The sequence below is a fragment of the Citrobacter sp. Cpo103 genome (assembly GCF_030332605.1).
GTDB lineage: Bacteria > Pseudomonadota > Gammaproteobacteria > Enterobacterales > Enterobacteriaceae > Citrobacter > Citrobacter portucalensis.
In genome coordinates this window covers 446,501-466,507 of record NZ_JAOWHO010000035.1, presented here as the reverse complement: position 1 = coordinate 466,507, position 20,007 = coordinate 446,501, and the positions used below count along the sequence as shown (strand labels likewise).

General features: G+C 50.4%; 9 protein-coding genes. 3 read left to right on the top strand and 6 right to left on the bottom strand.

The features are described from left to right. Nucleotides 1–134 precede the first annotated feature (134 nt). The 3 genes from pheP to OGX89_RS18710 form a co-directional block, all read right to left on the bottom strand. On the bottom strand, nt 135–1,529 hold the full coding sequence (gene pheP, locus OGX89_RS18720; RefSeq protein ID WP_008784036.1) for a phenylalanine transporter: 1,395 nt from the start codon (nt 1,527–1,529) through the stop codon (nt 135–137). Between the two features lie 128 nt (nt 1,530–1,657). Continuing rightward, on the bottom strand, nt 1,658–3,856 hold the full coding sequence (locus tag OGX89_RS18715; protein WP_126955879.1) for a TonB-dependent receptor: 2,199 nt from the start codon (nt 3,854–3,856) through the stop codon (nt 1,658–1,660). 58 nt (nt 3,857–3,914) lie between these two features. After that, nucleotides 3,915–4,997, bottom strand: a complete 1,083-nt coding sequence (locus OGX89_RS18710; RefSeq protein WP_003831153.1) for a YncE family protein — start codon at nt 4,995–4,997, stop codon at nt 3,915–3,917. Nucleotides 4,998–5,296: 299 nt separating this feature from the next. On the opposite strand from OGX89_RS18710, the gene OGX89_RS18705 reads away from it, so the two are divergent. The 3 genes from OGX89_RS18705 (at nt 5,297) to OGX89_RS18695 (ending at nt 17,186) form a co-directional block, all read left to right on the top strand. Then, nucleotides 5,297–6,472, top strand: coding sequence for a coiled-coil domain-containing protein (locus tag OGX89_RS18705; protein WP_126955880.1), 1,176 nt, complete (start codon nt 5,297–5,299; stop codon nt 6,470–6,472). A gap of 618 nt (nt 6,473–7,090) precedes the next feature. Then, entirely contained in the window at nt 7,091–7,669 is a 579-nt protein-coding gene (locus OGX89_RS18700; RefSeq protein WP_003831151.1) for a LuxR C-terminal-related transcriptional regulator, read from the top strand. Between the two features lie 196 nt (nt 7,670–7,865). Continuing rightward, nucleotides 7,866–17,186 (top strand): autotransporter outer membrane beta-barrel domain-containing protein, encoded by a 9,321-nt coding sequence (locus OGX89_RS18695; RefSeq protein ID WP_279891123.1) that lies wholly within the window; start codon nt 7,866–7,868, stop codon nt 17,184–17,186. 144 nt (nt 17,187–17,330) lie between these two features. On the opposite strand, the gene OGX89_RS18690 is transcribed toward OGX89_RS18695, so the two are convergent. The 3 genes from OGX89_RS18690 to OGX89_RS18680 form a co-directional block, all read right to left on the bottom strand. Beyond that, complete coding sequence (locus tag OGX89_RS18690; protein WP_003831149.1) at nt 17,331–18,098, bottom strand: putative bifunctional diguanylate cyclase/phosphodiesterase; 768 nt, start codon at nt 18,096–18,098, stop codon at nt 17,331–17,333. Between the two features lie 100 nt (nt 18,099–18,198). After that, nucleotides 18,199–18,780 carry a helix-turn-helix transcriptional regulator gene (locus OGX89_RS18685; RefSeq protein WP_185879271.1) on the bottom strand — a complete coding sequence of 194 codons (582 nt, stop codon included), beginning with the start codon at nt 18,778–18,780 and terminating at the stop codon, nt 18,199–18,201. A 21-nt stretch (nt 18,781–18,801) separates the two neighbouring features. After that, nucleotides 18,802–19,497 carry a flagellar brake protein gene (locus OGX89_RS18680; protein WP_003831147.1) on the bottom strand — a complete coding sequence of 232 codons (696 nt, stop codon included), beginning with the start codon at nt 19,495–19,497 and terminating at the stop codon, nt 18,802–18,804. Nucleotides 19,498–20,007 lie beyond the last annotated feature (510 nt).

Sequence of the window (20,007 nt, the reverse complement as noted above, 5' to 3'; positions counted from 1 at the left end):
TAGAAAAGTAATCGATTACAAAATAAAGATCCTGTCAGCAGCAACAAAATTGCGAGAACGGTCACGATAAACGTTGAGTGAGGATCCGATCCCATCCTGACGATGGGATCGGTAATAACAAGATCGGTAGAAACTTAGCGGGACTTACGACGCAGCAGTTTGAAGGCAACAAACAGGAACAGGATCCACACTGGCAGCAGGATAGCTGACAGGCGCATCTCATCCATCGTACACATCAGCACCAGAATCATGCCAAGGAAAGCAATACACAGGTAGTTCCCTGCCGGATATAGCAGCGCTTTAAACTGCGTGTCACGTCCCTTACGACGCATCGCCGCGCGGAATCGCAGATGTGCCAGGCAGATCATAATCCAGTTCAGCAGCAGCGTCGCCACCACCAGCGCCATCAGTAGGCTAAAGGCCTTTTGCGGCAGCACATAGTTGATGAGTACCACCAGCGACGTAATAGCACCGGAAAGGATCAGTGAGTTCACCGGTACGCCGCGACGGCTGACGCGGGTTAAGAACTTCGGCGCGTTCCCCTGAACCGAGAGACCAAATAGCATACGGCTGTTAGAGTAGACGCCACTGTTATACACCGACAGCGAAGCCACCAGGATGACAAAGTTCAGCGCAGAAGCCACCACGTTGCTGTCAAGATTATGGAAAATCATCACGAACGGGCTGCTATTGGATTTCACTTCCACCCACGGGTACAGCGCCAACAGCACCACCAGAGAACCGATGTAAAACAGCAGAATACGGTACACCACCTGGTTTACCGCTTTCGGAATGCTTTTTTGCGGATCCTGCGCTTCTGCGGCAGTAATTCCGATAAGCTCCAGCCCGCCAAAGGAGAACATAATCACCGCCAGCGACAGAATTAATCCGTTCCAGCCGGTAGCAAAAAAGCCGTTGTAACGCCACAGGTTATCGATGCTTGCATGTTCCCCGCCGTTACCGGAAAACAGCATCCACACACCAAAACCAATCATGCCGATAATAGCCAGCACTTTAATCAGCGCGAACCAGAATTCCGTTTCGCCATACAGGCGTACGTTGACCAGATTGACGGCGTTGATGATCACGAAGAATGCCGCGGCCCAAATCCAGGTCGGGACATCGGGCAGCCAGTACTGCATATAGATCCCGGCCGCTGTCAGTTCCGCCATGCCGACCAGCACAAACATCACCCAGTAGTTCCAGCCGGAGAGAAAACCCGCGAACGGTCCCCAGTATTTATAGGCAAAATGGGCAAAGGATCCGGAAACGGGTTCTTCCACTACCATTTCGCCCAGTTGACGCATAATCAAAAAAGCGATGATCCCGGCAACACCGTAACCCAGTAACACCGCAGGTCCCGCCATCTGAATCGCCGGGCCAATGCCCAAAAACAGGCCGGTACCAATTGCACCGCCCAGTGCAATTAACTGAATATGGCGGTTTTGCAACCCCCGCTGAAGCGTCGGCTCATTCGTTGACGCGGCATCAGACACGCTGGTGTCAGATGCAGTTGACGCGTTTTTCACGCCCTTCCCCTGTGTCGTTTTTATTGAAGGGGCTTCTTTTAACATTTCAACCTGGTTGTCGCAAGGCGCAATAATCGATTGGATGCGCCGGGCTTCCTTGCCCAACGCACCGAGGCTCGGGAGAAAAATCAGAAGTCGTAACTGACGGAAACCTTCAGCGTGCGCGGCTCCCCCTGGAACAGATAAGTCCCGGTATCATCAATACCTGACCAATAATTCTCGTTGGTGACGTTATCAACCCCTGCACGCAAAATCATCTGATTCTGGTTTTGATTGAGTGACATACGGTAACGCACACCTAAATCCAGTGTGGTAAAACTGTCGAGTTTCTTGGTATTTGCCGCGTTGGCATATTGAGCACCAGAATGGTTCAGCCGCGCCGTCGCGGTGAGTCCTTCAACAGGTTTAATATCATATTCAGCACCCAGCACCGCATAGAAGTCCGGTACGCCGATTGCCGTCTTACCGTCGTTGACACCGTTTTGATTTTTACTGAGTGTCGCATCCAGCCACGTTGCACTGGCATTCAGCCGCAGTCCTAACATCGGCTCACCAAAAACATTCAGCTCCACACCACGGTTACGCTGCTCGCCGTTGATTGCGTAATAGCGGGTCTGGCTATCCAACTGGGCGACCGGCATTTTGATTTCAAACAGCGCCAGTGAACCGCCTACACGTCCAAAGTCTGTTTTGACCCCAACCTCATTCTGTTTTGCATGGATGATTCCGGTGCTTTGACCGTAGTTCACTGCACTGCTTGGCGCGGTGCTGCCTGGCTGTAACGATTCGGTATGGTTCGCGTATAGGGAGAGTTCCTGCCACGGCTTGTATACAACACCGTACGTCGGCATCCAGCGGCTGTCGTCAAAACTGTTCTTAACGTTTTCAGCGCCAGTTTCTTTGTTGTAATCACGCACCACGACCTTTTGGTGGCGCGCGCCGACGGTAAACAGAAGCTGATCATCAAGCACACCCAACGTATCGCTGAGTAGCCACCCCTGACTACGCGTACGCCCGCTGGTTAGCGGATCGCTATAGTTGCCTCCCGTCGCCGTCACCGCCGGTTTTGGTACATTCTGCGTATCGTAGATATTGACGTCCGGGCGCGCGGCACGTGACCCCATGCGCCAGGCGATTTTGTCTTCTTTAGTGACGGCGGAATAACCTACATTAACCTTATGCGACACAAAACCCGTATCAAAATTCCCGCGCAGTCCTGCCATCCCGCTGAACGCATCAATAATACGATTGGTATCTAAGCGTCCGGCTTTCGCATCACCGGCCTGGTTGTATATTTCCGGAGCGCTGTACAAGCCAATCTCATGCGCGTGCTGCGCACCTAAACCGGCATAAGCGGTCCAGTTCTCGGTCAGATCATATTCCGTGCGCGCCATACCGAACTCATTTTCAATATCGCTATAACCCCATCTCTGGCTATAGTTGTGCGTATTTTTCGGCAGATCGGGGACAAATGGCACATAGTAGACATTGATCCCCATGTTGCCACCGTGAAACGTCTTTTTCTGGTACCCGACGTCTAATGAACTGCGGAAACGGTCGCCACGGTAATCCAGTCCCAGTGATGCCAGCGTGGTACGACGTTTATCGTCGTCAACCGCCCCCACCCCTTCACGATGCAACAGGTTCACACGGGCACCGAACTGGTTATTGTCACCAAAACGGCGTCCGGCATCGAGCGACGTTCCCACCTGTGAGTCACTGGTGTAATCCATACCGAGGCGTGTGATCGGCGTATCGTCTGCATGCTTGGGTTCAAGATTAATCATTCCGCCAACGCCGCTACCGGCAGCGCCATTGAGTAATCCATTCGCGCCTTTAAAGATTTCAACACGATCGATCATCTGCGTATCCACCACCTGACGCGGCAGCACACCAGATAATCCACCAAAGGTCATATCATCGCCGTCAAGTTTCAGACCGCGAATACGGTATGTCTCTGCATAGTTACCGTAGCCTTGTACCGCCTGCACGCTCGCGTCATTGGCGACAACATCGGCAACGGTCTTAGCTTGCTGATCTTCGACCAGTTTTGAGGTGTAGCTTATAACGTTAAATGGTACATCCATGGCATTTTGCTGACCAAGCATCCCCAGCCTGCCGCCATTAGCAACCTGACCGTCGAGAAAAGCGGGCAGTAACGTATCTCCACCGGGTTTAAAATCACTTCTCTCTGCGGCCTGCACCACAATGGTCTCTTCCGCTTCCGTGGGGGTCTCAGCAGCATTCACCGTGCCGGAAAGCGCGCCAATAGTTGCGGCCAGCACAGTTTTTCTCATTAAGAGTGCGTATGTTTTAGTGTTGTCCATAGCCATGCCATTAAAAGTCTGACGACGTTGCCGGAGAGCCCCCGGCAACATGTTGTTATTATTTATTCAGATCGATACGCACCACGTTATCTGGCGCAGAGGTGGAGTGGTCTTTATTAAATTTCTGTTTCACGGTAACAAACAGGGTTTGCCCATCCGCCGAGAGCAGCAGGCTGTTAGGGTTAGGCGGTAAGTCCCAGCTTTTCTTCACGCTGTAATCGGTCGCATTCAGGCTGAGTAATTTCCCTGAATCACGCTGGGTAATATAGATTTCGTTGCGTTTTGCGTTGAATTTCACCGCCAGCGAATCACCCACATCCAATTTTTTCAGCAGCTTACCGGTATGGATATCCAGCACCAGGGTGGTCTTCGCTTTCGAGTTGTCGGTGACAAACAGGCGGCCAGTTTGTGCGTCCTCTGCCATATTCAGCAACAGCGCAGGTTGTTCCCCCAGCGGTTGCCAGCGTTTTTCTACGCGCTGATTACGCGGGTTGATAACAAGAATTTCACCGCCGCCGTTAGCTGCATAAATTCGCTGCGTCACCTCGGAATAATGCAGTCCGGTCATCCATTTACCTGTATTTTTAATGCGGGTTTTTAGCTTCAGGGTTTCAGCGTCAACCACCCAAATCACCGCCGGATCCGCCACGGCACCAATATAGAGCAAACCGTTATGCAGCAGCACCTGGCGCGCACCATACGGGAAACCTTCTGGGTTACGTTCCGGGAACAGTACGCGATTTTTCACTTTGCCGTCAGCGGTATTCAGCGCGCTCAGGCCACCATCCAGTGAGTTGGTGACATACACTGTTTTACCGTCAGGCGAGATAGCCATACCAAAGTTTTTCATATCGGTATGACTCAAGCCGAGCGTTTTAAGCGTTTTTGGATCCAGCTTGTAAACCACGCCGCCCTGCACATCTTTAAATCCTTCGGCGCTGGCAACGTACAACGCATCCCCTGCCGGGCTAAGCGCCATTTCATATAACCCATCCGCCAGCGCGCGTTGTTGCACATCACTGACGGCAGGTTGCGCTGTTTTTTCCGTAACGCTAGCGTTGCTGGCTGGCGTGGTATGCGCCGCACAACCGCTTAACGCCGCAGCAATCAGCAATGCCAGCGCGGATGTTGTTTTTTTCATTGTCGGGATCCTTACCAGAAGTAATACAGGGAGTTAATAATAAAAGAGAATGAGAACTATACGCATTATCTTTACTGAATCAAGAATTATTACCCGAGAGTAAAAAACATGAAACAGAGGTTTGAATATGCAGACAGGTGCGCGCGACTTCCGGTTTTTCATAATTACAGTGAATTATTCTGGACGAAAAGGCATCGCAGGCCACAGAATGCGCTTTACTGTTTTTCTAACATTTTCAAACGGGTGAACCTGTTGTACTTCAGCCACTCGTTTTTTAGCCAGGCCAGGCAATGACTGTCATGAATAAGATCATCAAACGACTGGAAATCGTCAAAAGCGCTATTGAACTGGAAGATGAGGAGATTATTTTTCAGCAGGTGGCGCATCTTAAAAATGAGCCTTTGTCAGTCGTACCTGACACTATTGTGCAGGCGATCGAAGAACGACGCTTTAGCGATGCCCTGCGTGAGATCTCGGCCTGGCTGCAATCTCAACGGGCAGTCTCTACGTGGCAGGATCCCGCCATTGCCGCCAGTAAGCTGGAACTCAAAGCGCTCGAAACACAGCTGCGTGACCTGATCGATAAGCGCAACACGCGCATTCAAATCCTCGATGATTTCAACGATCTGTATCACCTTCGTCTTGGACCGCTGATGAGCCGCATTCTCGAACTGCGTAAACAGCTCGCCGCCAGCGCCCAGCGCAAACAGGAAGCAGAGCGAAAACGCCGGGAAAAAGACTATCAATCCTGTCAGCACTATATTTCCCAGGCTGTTGATCAACTGTCCAGGCTCAAGCAGCACTGGATGAACCAGAATTCAGATTCGCGCGAATCGGTGGAAACACGCCAACGTATTCAGCAGCAAACTGAACTGATTACCGCCCTGCTGGCGGAGATTCGTGAGCTGGAAAACGACTTTTCTCGCCAGGACGACAGCGCAACCCGTCGGGCACAGGAAGAGGCCAGCCATGAATATGATGAATATCAGGAGCAGCAGCAGGATGCACAGCATCGTTTTAGCCGTGACCAGCGGCTTTCCTCTGATGAACGTAATGAGTTAAAACGCCTGTGGCGTCAGGCCAGCCGTCTTTGCCACCCGGACGTGGTAGCCGATGATCTGAAAGAGAAGGCGCATCAGATGATGGTGCAGCTTAACCTGGCGCGCCAAAATGCCGATCTTGCCACCGTCCGGGCGCTACTGACTCAATTGCAAAGCGGCCTCGAACCGATGATGGCGAGTGACCGATTGAACGATTTGCAGCATTTACGCAGCAAAATACAGCAGCTCAGAGAACAAATTAACGCGCTGCTCAAAGAGATTACCGAACTGGAAGCCGAGAACGCCTGGCGGCTTGCCACCTCCGTGACAGATAAAGAAGCCTACTTCTCCGATCAACAACGGGCGCTTACGGAAATCCGCAATACGCTGGAACAGCAGGTGCATCAGGTAGAACAGGAACTGTTGGCGGGCTAAGCCCTATCAGCAATAGCAATCAGAAAAAATAACCTCTTCAAGTGAGCTTTTAAAATTAAGCACAAAAAGACAAAAATAGGATAATTCCCCTAAAAAAATCACAACACTAAGAATTATCAACCTGAATACTCGAGTTTCAGGTCGATAACTGCAAATTTAGCGATACTTCTCTCTTCCCCTCGACGCCCCTTCTCTTTGTCCTGGTCTTGATTAAGAATTCTCCTACTCACCAGTCATCCCATTAAGAAAAACGGGTATCCATCTGAAATATAATGTTTTTCATGTAAATCCCATCCCAAATGGATAGGAATACCCTGCCTTTATAGAAATCACTCAATCATTATTCACGCGATTCATAAGCGAAATCTATCAATCATTTACGCAGAGCTGAAATAAACGATTTATCTTAAATTTTAACAAAGTGTAATATCTACTTTAAGAATAGTTAATGATTCTAATAAATACAGAGAATATCTGTTTAATCTGGAATTAATAAGGATACGTTCACAGCACAGAACGTTATACGAGATTTAATTAACATTTCACGCGTCGCAAGAAACTCTTTTTTAACCTACAAAAAGAGGCGGCTGCTTGCACCAAAATTTCAAGGAGATCGTTATGTCAAAGGCTATTTTTTTGGGTGACTCAATTTACCCTTGGCTAGGCATGCGAGAAATCCTACGTGGCTCATCATTATATATTGATATCGCGTATTACTCCTCCCAGACGCTCTCTGCTGTCAAAATGCTTCCTTATGAAACGGATTGCATCATCATTAATCCTGACAAATCAGATTTTTTAAAATATGCCAGGATTATCCGCAACATGGCTTTACGACCTGTCACCAAAATTATTGTTTTGGCAGATGAAGCTACTTTTACTCTTTTTCAAACCGTTTGTGGGAAGAACATGCTGTTTCTTGATCAAGATACCAGTCTTGATCGGCTACACCATACCGTTACACGTATCACAAAGAACAATAACCAACACAATATCAAAGCATTACAAAATAAGATCACAGCAAACGAATTCAACGTAATGATGATGCTTGCCCGAGGATGGTCACTGACACAAATCGCCGGGGCATCACAAAAAAGTGAAAAAACCATCGGGGCGTACAAAAGCAATATTGCCAGAAAACTCGGCAAAAATAACACCCGGCTCAAGTACACCATTTCCCACTATAGCCAGCCGTAACTGACTTATTTAAGGACAATTATCACGGTTATTATTTAAAAAGGTTTTCTTTCGACTCGCTTTTTAATTCCGCATCGCACGGAAGGAAACCCTATTCCCAAAAATCTATTACCGGGTAGCACATCCGCGTGCCAACCATAGCCAACAACTCAATGTATTAACACATGCATAACAGGAATGTAGACGAGGGTTATATATGAACAAAGTTTACAGCATTATTTGGAACGCGGCGCTCGGTATCTGGGTAGTCGTTTCTGAATTAACAAAAGGAAAGAAAAAAAGCAGCTCGCGTAAAACGGTTGCAGTATTGGCAGCAACGGCATTACTCAGCACCTCTCCGCTTGTTATGGCGGATGAAACTGGCGATCATGATATTTCCGTTGATTATAACAATATTGTTATTCAACCGGGCACGAACGACGACATCCACAATGATGGCTTCCTCTACAAGAACGCCACTAACGGTGCAGTGTTAAACGTCACTGGCGCATTGCCGAAAATTGAACAAGGCCAAACCGGGCTGGTCGAATCAGCGACTATTGAGCAGTTGCTAGATCAAAAGAAGATTACGCTCACAGCGAACATTGGGGGCGTTAGCACCCCGATTACCGAAGTTGAAGATCTGAAAAAGTATTACTTCAACCAGCCAACAACGACACCTACGCAAGATAAAGAAATTCCCATTATCGATCCTGCATTAGAAACCCCGGCGGCTATGCAGGTCTACAACACCGATGAACTGGTTCGTTATCTGACCGAAACTCCGTTAGATGGCATAACGTTAAATACCTATGACTCAACCCTTTCTAAAATCTACAACAACTTTGGCATTGCGCAGGCCAGCAACGGTTCGACGGCCAATCTGAACATTGGTAACGATCAGAAAAATGCCCGCGATGCAGAAAACACCATCAAACTCCTTGCCAAAAATAGCGCCTTGCTTGAAGCCAGCGGTACAGGCAGCAAGGTTAACTGGATTTCCGATAACTACATCTCTTTTGGCGCCGCTCCCGTCGTCCCGAACGAAACCTTTAACGGTTCTCAGACAATGGACCAGTTCGGCAAAGTATTGACTATCGATACCTACGGATTCGATAGCAACGGTGATGCAGTGAAAACCGGCACTCAGGAGTTTGATATCACCAATACTCAGGAACTGGGCGATCTTAACGACTGGCTGCTGGGCGAAAGTGATGCAACGGTTTTAAATTCGCAGGGGCAAAAGGTCAGTCAACTTCAGCTGATGCTGGATGCCAATCGCGGCACGATGTCGCTCAAAGACGTTGAAGATTGGTATGCGGATCTGATTAGCAGCGTTTTGCAATCCGATACCGTAACCGGCTCGGTTGACTGGCAATACCAGGTCTGGAAGGATGGTAAAAGCCATACCAATAACGCCACGATCGGTAATACCGAGCTGCACGCCGTTTACGCGCATGGCGCGGGCGCGACCGGCACTGTGACCAAAGATTCTGTGCTGGCGGTAGATGGCAGCATTAATGGCGTGATGAAAGGCGCAGATGGCGCTGTCATTACGAACCAGGGTTCCCTCAACGCACTGCGTACTTCCACAGGCCACAGTCTGGCGATTGGTATGCTGGCGGAAAACGCTACGGCAACCAACACCGGCACCATCAACTCCGGTTTGTTCATCGATAAAGATGGACGACAGTCTGTAAATAGCTACGGCGCTATCGGTATGCAGGGCAAAGGGACCAGTACTGTCACCAACGATGGCATCATAAACCAGGCCGTCACAACAGGTAACTATGGTACCGCCTCTGCGGCCAACCCCTGGGATACCAATACCACGGTAACAACGCCAATTACGCTGGCCATTGGGATGCTGTTGTCAGGAGACTCAACCGGGGTTAACAACAAAACGATCAATGTGGTGGACGGTAACGCCAACGGTGCCTCCTTCGGGAAAGGTACCGCTTATGGCGTTGAAGTGGCTGAAAATGCCAATTTCACTAACAGTACTGACGCCACGATTTATCTCGGTCGTGATGGTTCTAACACCGCACAGGATGTCGAATTGACTGGCGGCGCTAACCTCAGCGCAGGTATCCATGTGCGCGGCGCAGGGACTGTGACTAACGAAGGGAAAATTACCCTCGGAACCGGCGTACGTAACGCAGCTGGCTTACTGGTCGCTGGTGCGAGCGGGAATGTTATCAACTCCGGCGAAATCTCAGTTAATGGTGCGACATCCGGACTGTCAAACTACGGGATGTCGGTGCATAACAGCGGCGCAAATGCTGGTCAAACTATTCGTAATGACGGCCAGATTAATGTTAACGGCAGAAGTAATATTGGCATTCATGTTCGTGCAGACAGCTCGGATGCCAAAGTCACCACCAGCCAGGCCGGTCAAATTACAGTGAACGGTGAAGGTAGTACCAACGAGCGTAACTACGCTATTTGGGTTGAAGGCTCCGCTGGAAAGCAGGCGATTGCGGATATCTCTTCCGGTATTACGCTGAAGGGCACCGGGGACATCGGGGTGCACGTTCGTGGCAGTGCGACGGCGAATATCAATAACGACAGTAGCCCTGTATTTAACAGCACCGACCAGATAGGCTACTTTTTATACGGCTCCAATGCTGTCGCTAACATTGGCAAGACGGAGATGAATGATAATGGTCAGGTTAATACCACTATCTTCCGTGTTGCTGAGGGTGCCAAATTTGCCGGTAACAGTAAGGACCCCGTGAGCGGAGCTTACTCCGATCTTAAACTATCACTCAGCGGTAACAACTCTGTTGGCGTACTGGGTACTGGGAAAGGTACTGACGTTGTCACCGGTGAAGCGACATTCAACATTGGGGGGATGGGCGCAACTGCCATTGTGATTGAAGGCGGTGCAAGCGGTAATATTAGCGATAAAACCATCATCAATTTGACCGGTGTAGGAACCACTGCCGGGATTGTTGACGGCAAGGCGCATAATTTAAACGGCTCAGAACAGGGTGAATCGGTGGAGACAACCCTCACCTCTGATGCCAGCATTACCTCTGAAGCTAGCGGCAACAAGGTTATCGCCTATGTGGCGAGGAATCTGGGTAACCTGATCCTCAACACCAAATCGATTATCGATCTGGACAGCGTAAACAGCATCGGCGTTGATGTGCAAGAAGGCGGGAGCTTAACTAACAACTCTTCCAGAGCCCTGCATGTCAGCAACGGTATTGGCGTACTGGCTTCAGGTGCCAGCGCCCAGATAAAAAGACTGGGCCAGGTAGCCGTTGATGATGGAACCGCAGGGGTTCTGCTGACCAATGGAGCAAGCCTGAGTATTACCGGTACTACCGGCGATGCCATCACGACCAATGGTACGGCCGATGGTATTCGTCTCGATACGGGAGCCGGTAAGCTGTCTGCAAAAGGTGTGACTATCAGCGCGAAAGGGACTGGTGCTGGCATTCAAAACGATGCCAACAACACCGATATCACGCTCAACGACGTGACCATCAATGCCAACGATGGCCCAGGGATCCGCACCAGCGTGGCGCTGAATATGAAAGATGGGCTGAACAATATCCTCAACGTCAACGGGAAAGGTACCGGATTCGCTTTTGAGCAACGCGATGGCGGTTCGGTGACGGGCGATCTGACCATCGGCAAAGGCTATACCATTGAGGTACTAAACAGCGAAGGCAGCGGTATCCGCGCAAATACCAGCGGTCGTATCACCACCAATGCCGACATCAACGTGCATAGCAGCGCAGGCGGTTCGGCGATCATCGCGAAGAACGTCAGCGCGGTCACCAACACCGGCAAGATTATCTCTGCCAGCACCACCTCGCCGGTGATTGACGCCAGCGGCGACCGCAGTAAAACCGTTACCAACAGGGGAACCCTGCAGGCTACCAACGACACGGCCGTAGCCATTCAGTCCGGTAAAGGCAATGACACCATTGATATTAGCGGCGGTGTAACCAGCGGCGTAATCAATACCGGCGAAGGCCGGGACACCTTTATCTGGAGTAGCGGCACCTATGCTGGCGAATTGAATTTCGCCGGTACTGGCGGTAACAATAAAGCTAACATCGGCAATGTGACGCTGGATAAAACACGCCATATCACTACTGAAGCAGGTAGCGGCAACGCCCTCACCTTCACAGATACGAAAGGTGCGAAGATTGGTACGCTGGTGAGCGACAATCTGACCACTGGTACCAACATCGGCACCGGTTGGGATTCGCTGACCATCAGCGGCTCAAACGCAGATGTCCGCGTCGTAGAAAACCTGACGCTGGCAAGCAAAACCATTGCCGTAAACAATGGCGCAACCCTGAGCACCGGCGACCACGTCGAGCCGACCAGTACTGCCGCAAGCATTGGCGATTACAATGTTACGACCCAGGGCACAGGCAGCCGGGTTATCTTCGATACCCAGGGTGATGCTTCAGCGGCGCAAATTTATCGCGGTACCATCAGCGGTGACGGGAAGTTCGAACGTGCGGCGGGCGGTACCACGATCTTCACCGCTAACAATACCTACACCGGCTCTACCACTATCGCTCAAACCGGTACGCTGCAGTTGGGCGACGGCGGAAATACAGGCGAAGTCAGCGCCGTGTCAGACATTATCGACAACGGTATATTGGCGATTAATCGCGCCAACACCGTGCTGCTCAACGGCGTGATCTCCGGTATCGGCGCGCTACAGCAAATCGGCGGCGGCATTACCCGTCTGAACGGTAACAACATCTACACCGGCGACACCACCGTTACCAACGGCACGCTGCTGGTGAATGGCGATCAAAGCGCGGCGCGCGGTGCCACCACCGTTAGCGGCACGTCCACACTTGGCGGTAATGGCACTATCGGCGGCAACGTGCTGATGAACGATGCCACGACCCTCAGCGCCGGTGACGGTGGTGCGGGTACGTTATCCATTAACGGTAATCTGCAGCTTGGTAGCAAAACGACTTCCGCTTTCGAACTGGGTCAGGCCTATACGCCAGGCGGCGCGCTAAACGATCTGATTAACGTCGCAGGCGATCTGCAACTGGACGGGACTCTGGATGTCACCACTTCACAGGGCGGTAACTTCGGACCGGGTGTGTACCGTATCTATAACTACGGCGGCACGCTGGATAACCAGACGCTGGAATTAGGCGCAATACCGGACAGCCAGGATAAGAGCAATATTTTTGTCCAGACCTCTATCGACAAACAGGTCAACCTGGTGAACGCCAACGGCGTTACCCTGCAGTTCTGGGACGGCGCAACCGTCAATCAGAGCCACGGCGCGTCGGGCATTGAAGGCGACAACAAAATTGACGGTGGCGATGGCAAATGGATGGCAATCGGCAGCCAGGGTGATAACAACTGGACCACCGCAACCGGTGAAGGTAACGCCCCTTGGGCACAGAAGTCCTTCGCCGTCTTCACCACCAAAGGCGGTACAGTTACCGTGGACAACGCCGCGGGAGAAGTTAACTTCTCCGGGGCACAGTTTGATGCCGATGGCTATGTCGTTAAAGGCGATGCGCTTAACGCGTATGCCACCACGGAAAACGCGACCCACGCAGGCCAGACGCCGGGAACTGGCGAACTGCTGCTGCGCGTTGGCGCCGGTGGCGCGGGGCAAAACTATACCGCGACCATTGAGTCTGTTATCCGCGAAGCCAGTACTGCTGACAAGCTGACGCTGGTGAAAACCGACCTTGGCCGTCTGATCCTCAGCGGCGATAACGAGTATCGCGGCGGCACACGCATTGATGGCGGCACGTTGCAGATCTCCTCCGACAGCAATCTCGGCCAGAGCGGAACTGACCTGGCAATCAATAACGGTTCAACGCTGCAACTGGGCGCGGACCTGACCAGCAATCGCACCATTGAGCTGGGAGCGAATGAGAACGCAGCGGTGTTCGATCTCAATTCGCACCACTTCACGCCAACAGGTGAGATTACTGGCGACGGTAAACTGAAAGTCACCAGCAGCTCTAGCGATGCGGGCAGCACCTTGTCGCTCGACCGCGCAAACAGCTACAAAGGCGACACAGAAATTGCCGGTACCGGAAACGCCAACAATGTGACGGTCAACGTCAGCAAAACCGGAGCCTTTGGCAGTAACGAAAGCAGCACCGTGAACGTCAATAAGGGCGCGACGCTCAATGTCAGCGGGACAGATACCAGCCTGAAATCCCTGACTATGAACATCGCCGACAGCCTGTTAACGCTGGCAGATAACGTCACCGCAGCGAGCGCAATGCTGAACCTGACGGGTACGGCGAAAGCGGTGTTAACCAACAACACCACCGCGGGCAACGCGACGGTTAACGTGTCAAAAGACAGTACTCTGGCGCTGGAAGAAGACGCCAGCGGCGGCAATGCCACCGTGAACAACAGCGGACTGATGACCTTCGCTGACCAGGCGATGGCAGAAAATACCGTCGTTAAAAACCTGGCGGGCGGTAAGGTCGATATCAGCGCAGTCGACAGCGCAACATCGATCGGCTCGTTGTCCGGCGCAGGTAATGTCGAACTGGGCAATAAAGAGCTGTCGCTGGGTAATCTGCATCTTGATGACACCATCAGCGGCATTATCAGCGGCAACGACGGTAGCCTGGTGAAAATCGGTGACGGTACGTTAACGCTGACCGGCGACAATACTTACACCGGCACCACGGACGTCAATGAAGGCGTGCTGCTGGTCAACGGTAATCAGTCTGCGGCTACCGGCCAGGTGACAGTGAAATCCGGGGCAACGCTCGGCGGTAACGGGATTATTGGCGGCGCGGTTGATGTGCTGGACGACGCGCATATTACTGCGGGTGCAGCTATCAACAGCGTGGGTAAACTGACTACCGGTTCGCTGACGCTCAGTGATAACGCACAGCTGGATTATCAGTTTGGTCAGGCTTACACCCCGGGCGGTGCTTTCAACGACTTGATTGACGTAAATGGCGATCTGACGCTTGACGGTAAGCTCAACATTGAAACCTCACCAGGCGGCAGCTTTGATGTCGGCGTCTATCGCGTCATCAACTACACCGGCACATTGATCAACAATGTGATGGATATTGCTAACGCGCCGGAAGCGGCTGACAGCCTGTACGTGCAGACATCGGTGAAAAATCAGGTCAACCTGGTCAACCACGCAGGACTAACGCTGCGCTTCTGGGACGGCACCGGTGGTGAAAATGGCGAGCTGAAAAACAACGGCGTCATCAACGGCGGCGACGGTATCTGGCAATCCAGCAAGGGTAACGACAACTGGACTACCGATGAATCAACGCCGGAAGGCGCGCTGAACGCACCGTTTACCGATGCCGCGTTTGCCGTCTTCCAGGGTGAAGCAGGCAACGTGACCGTCGATAACAGCAAAGGCGACGTCATCATCAGCGGCGCGCAGTTCGCCACCGATGGTTATCGCGTGGGCGGCGAAGCCATTACCACCGATACGGCCAACACCCTGATTCGCGTTGGCGATGGCACAGTAGACGGCGCCAACTACACCGCGACTATCGACAGCGTTATCCGCGGTACCGGCGGCCTGAATAAAGGCGATCTCGGTACCCTCATCCTCACAGGCGACAACACCTACAGCGGTGGAACGACCATCACCTCCGGGACGCTGCAGGTAGCGGGCGATACCAACCTGGGTGCGGCAGATACGGGAATTACCTTTAATGGCGGTACGCTGAAGTATGGCGAAGCGTTTGATACTGCCCGTCAGGTGACGCTGGAATCCGGAGGCGGGACATTCGACACCAACGGGCATGACGTTTCTCTGCTGACTGAAGTCGAAGGTAACGGTCAACTGACCAAAACCGGTAAAGGCTCCCTCACCCTGACGCTGGATAACACCTACACCGGTGGCACCACCATCGAACAAGGCGTTTTACAGCTGGGTAACGGCGGTGATATCGGCAGCATTCAGGGGGATGTCGTTGATAACGGCGTACTCAACGTCAATCGTGGCGATACCCTGGCGCTGACCGGCAATATCAGTGGTAAAGGCCAGTTGCATCAAACCGGTAGCGGCATTACCGAGCTGCAAGGCGAAAACAGCTACAGCGGCGCGACGTTGATCGCCAACGGCGTGTTGCAAGCGGGTAATGCCAACACCCTGAGTAGCGCATCGCACCACTATGTGGTCGCAGACACCACGTTGAACACTCAGGGTTACAACCAAACGGTAGCGGGCCTGAGCAACGGTGGCGATGTCTCGCTCATCGGTCAGCAGACTGGCACAACCTTAACCGTCAAAGGGGATTACACCGGCGAAAAAGGGACTATCAACATGGCGGCTATCCAGAATGGTAGCGGCGCAGGCATTGCCGACCGTCTGATTATCGATGGCGGTAAAGCCAGCGGTAGCACGCTGCTGGATGTCGATGGTTCTGGTCTCGGCGCGCCGACCATTGGGGATGGTATCGAAGTGGTGACAGCGCTCAATGGCGCAACCACCACCGCACAAACGTCGCGGGATGCCTTCCATCTTGCCGCCGATCGTATGGCTGCAGGTGCGTTTGAGTACCAACTGCATGCGGGTAATGCTCAGGGCCAGGGTGAGAACTGGTATCTGAGAAGTGAATACCGTCCAGAAACCATGCTGTATTCTGGCCTCGCCAGCGTCGTACGTCAGGGTGATCTTAGCCTGTTGGGTAACATGCACCAACGTATGGGTGACGAGGTTAAACCGGGCATTGATGAAGACAATCGCGCGTGGGCAAGAATGATTGGCTACTCCGGTAAAACCAAACTGGATGACGCGGCCGGTACACAAACCAGCTCCCATACCATGGGCATTCAGGTCGGCGTTGATATGTATGCTAACGAAAGCTGGAAAGCCGGGATGTATACCAGCATCCTTGATATCGACAGCAACGTGAAAGGCACGAAGACAGGCAGCGATGGCAAAGGCGGTAACATCGACGACAACGCATTTTACGTCGGCGGCTATGCTACCTGGTTCTCGGGTGACGGTATGTATATTGATAACGTCCTGCAGTACGGTAACCATAAATCCCGCCTGGAGGCGACCGGTAACAACGGCTCGTATACGGTCAGAGGCAACACGCTGACGGCGTCGACAGAGGTAGGTAAATCGTTCCGTTTAGGTGCCAGCGCATGGAGTCTGGAACCTCAGGCTCAGTTGATCTACCAGTACAGCGACTTTGATAACAGCACGCTGGATGGTGTGACCCCAACGAAAGTGAAAATGGATACTGCGGATTCCTTTACCGCGCGTCTGGGCGTGCGTCTGGTCGCTGACTATGACACCAACCATGGCAAATTCCAGCCGTATGGCAGGGTAAACGTCTGGCAGGGTCTGGGTTCAAAAGACAAAACGCACTTTACCAATGCGGTAGCCACCACCACGCTGGAATCTTCACAGCAGTACTCCAGCACTGAAGTTGCAGCCGGCCTGTCATGGTCCATCGACAGAAACCTGCAGGTCTACGGTGAGCTGGGTACGCAATTCAGCAACGGCGGCAGTAAATCGCAGGTAGAAGCGCCGGTCAATGCCTCTATCGGGTTTAAGAAATCGTTCTAAGCTGACATAAACTCACCAGCCCTCTGTTCTGCAGGGGGCTTTTTTTTGCAGTTCAAAGCCGCCTGATGCGCTACGCTTATCAGGCCTACAGACTTAACAGCAACGCGGAACAATCAAGGGGTTGGGAAACGTGAAAAGGAGGGATTAACGATTATATTGTGCTAAGAGTGAAGGGATCTCTTCTGCCAGCACCGGGGGAGAAATGAAAAAGCCTTGAATTTTGTCACAACCAATCTGCATCAACCGCTCCAGCTGGGACTGGGTTTCCACCCCTTCGGCAAGAACTTCAATGCCAAAATTATGCGCCAGTGAAATAATACCCTCAACAATCTTTGTTGATCGGGTGTCGGGCTCAATACCGGTGACAAATTCCTTATCAATTTTTAAGGTGTCAAAGGGATATTTCAACAGGTAATTAAGATTAGCATGGCCGGTTCCAAAATCATCAAGTGCAAGCTTGACCCCTATCGCCTTTAATTCCGTCATATTTTTAGCCGCAATCTGGCTGTCACACAGCGGTGACGTTTCCGTGACCTCTATTTGGCATCGATGGACCGGCAATCCGGAAGTGGCAAGATTTTGTCTGACGCGTTGGGGTAACAGAGGATCGCAGAATTCAAGCGCGGAAATATTGACGGATAATACAATGGGGTCAGGCCAGGAAGTTGCAACATCCCACGGAGAGTGAGTAACCATATCTTCAATGGAAATAATATTGCCGCTATCTTCCAGTAAGGTAATAAAAACATCGGGAGAGATCATACCCATCTGAGGACTATTCCAACGCATTAATGCTTCAAATCCGCTTATACGCTGGGCATGCAAATTGAAAATAGGCTGATAAACCATATAAAGTTGACTGGTATTCAAAGCCTTTTCAAGCGCAGTTAGCACCTCATTGGAATTAAACATTCCCCTCTCCCTCTACAAATCATAAAATTAAAAACCAGTCAAAATCACTCCCGAATTGTATCTACTATTAGGTGTATTACATCAGAAAAGAATGGTCAGGTTAGGGTAAAAAAGACATACGATGGGTAAATCTGACAATTAACTTATTTAAATCAGAGGTATTGGTCAGGCCAAGCTTGGCGACGACTCTCATCTTATGTGCCTGAATCGTTTTATAGTTCAGGCTAACTAACTCAGAAATTTCTTTGGCTGTATAACCACTTACCAGTAAGTTCAGGATCTGCTGTTCTCTTTCGGTTAATCTCTTCTGCGAACGATACAGTCGGGGGTTCCATTTCCCGACTGATAATGTTGCCAATTGACCAAAATCACGCAGTGAAGATTTTTCAGTCAAAACTATTGTTTTTTCGACATATAATAACTCTACGCATAATTTCGCCACCAAACTATCAGCAACAATCACCACGACGTTATTATAAAATTTGAATCGATTTTTATTCAAAAACTGAACAATGTCTGAACACGCTTGTTCATTATCAATGATATTAAAAACCATGGTTTGATGCTGGCATAATGATGACTGATGCAACATATCCTCAAACTGGAATGTTTGTATCGGTACATGTTTGCTGGTCAGGTAGGCAAACATACCATTGCCCACAAAATTATCACTGCCACACATCAACATCCTGTTCACCGTTCCTTATAAGCTTCTAATCTTGTTACTCATTAAAAATTTAATAATGATTTTCTCGACTTCAGTCTCTTCACGACGATTTTTAAAGTCGAACTCACATGAAATCTGATGACAGGAATACAACTGATTATCCTCATCAAATTCATTGATCGGGACGACATCGATCACTTTTAAGTCCAGTTGTAAACTTCCAAAGGTATCGAAATCCAGAGATGCACTTTTAATTACCGCATCTTTATAAAGAAAACGGGCGTTTACATCTTTAACGATTAACGCACAACCACCCTGCGAGATATTTTTAATCTTGAGAGAGTAGTTTTCTCCATTTTTGTAACGACCAAAACAGAAAAAGTCATAACCCTTCAGGAATGAAAAACGCTGATTTTGTCTCTGCTGGGCAAAGAAAATCATATCCGGGATGAAGTAGGATAATCCTGCTTCCGCACCTGCTGACGAGGTTTGTTCGAACCTGGCACTAAATTTTACAATCCCGCTTTCACTGTGCAGGATAAAGTATTGGACCTTTTCAGGAACAATGTCTCCGTGTCCGGAGATGACAAACCGTTCGAAATCAATCTTCTCTAACTGCGTGATAACGCTACTGTCTCCACACAGGATTTCCAGTTTCGTTTTCTTATGAAGCTCTTCACGAAGGATAGCGATGATTTCAAACTTGTCTTCCTTTGCTAAGCCAAAGCTCATTCTAAAACCCTTATTTCCATATTTAAGATATGTCCCGCCTTTGGTTACTCACAAAACGCGAGATCAGCATCCACCCCTGGTGCTTAATTACCATAGTGGATTCCATGTCAAACAGTTGGTTAAAAATTAAGTTTTTAACTATCTTTAGTCAGTTATTGATACGTAAAAACATTTAATCAGGATTAATTCTAGCTCAAGCCAGGCCTAAAACCACGCGAACTTGCGTACTGGCTATAACAAAAGCGAATAACAAAATTTTTAAAATGAGGTTTTGAGATAACAGATAGCAAGAATTGTACAGAAAAAAATAAAGCAATCATGATGGAGGGGCTACGCAACATGCGGGTTGGCGTGCTATCGCGGGGGATAAGAGAAGATGTTTACTGCACTCTATCATTAACTAAAAATATAGCTCTGACTCGTTATGCTTCTAAATTGAATAATTGCAATTTATATATGCTTAATAAATTTACCTTAAGTCAGAAAAAAGCCAGCATCCTGCTGGCCCGG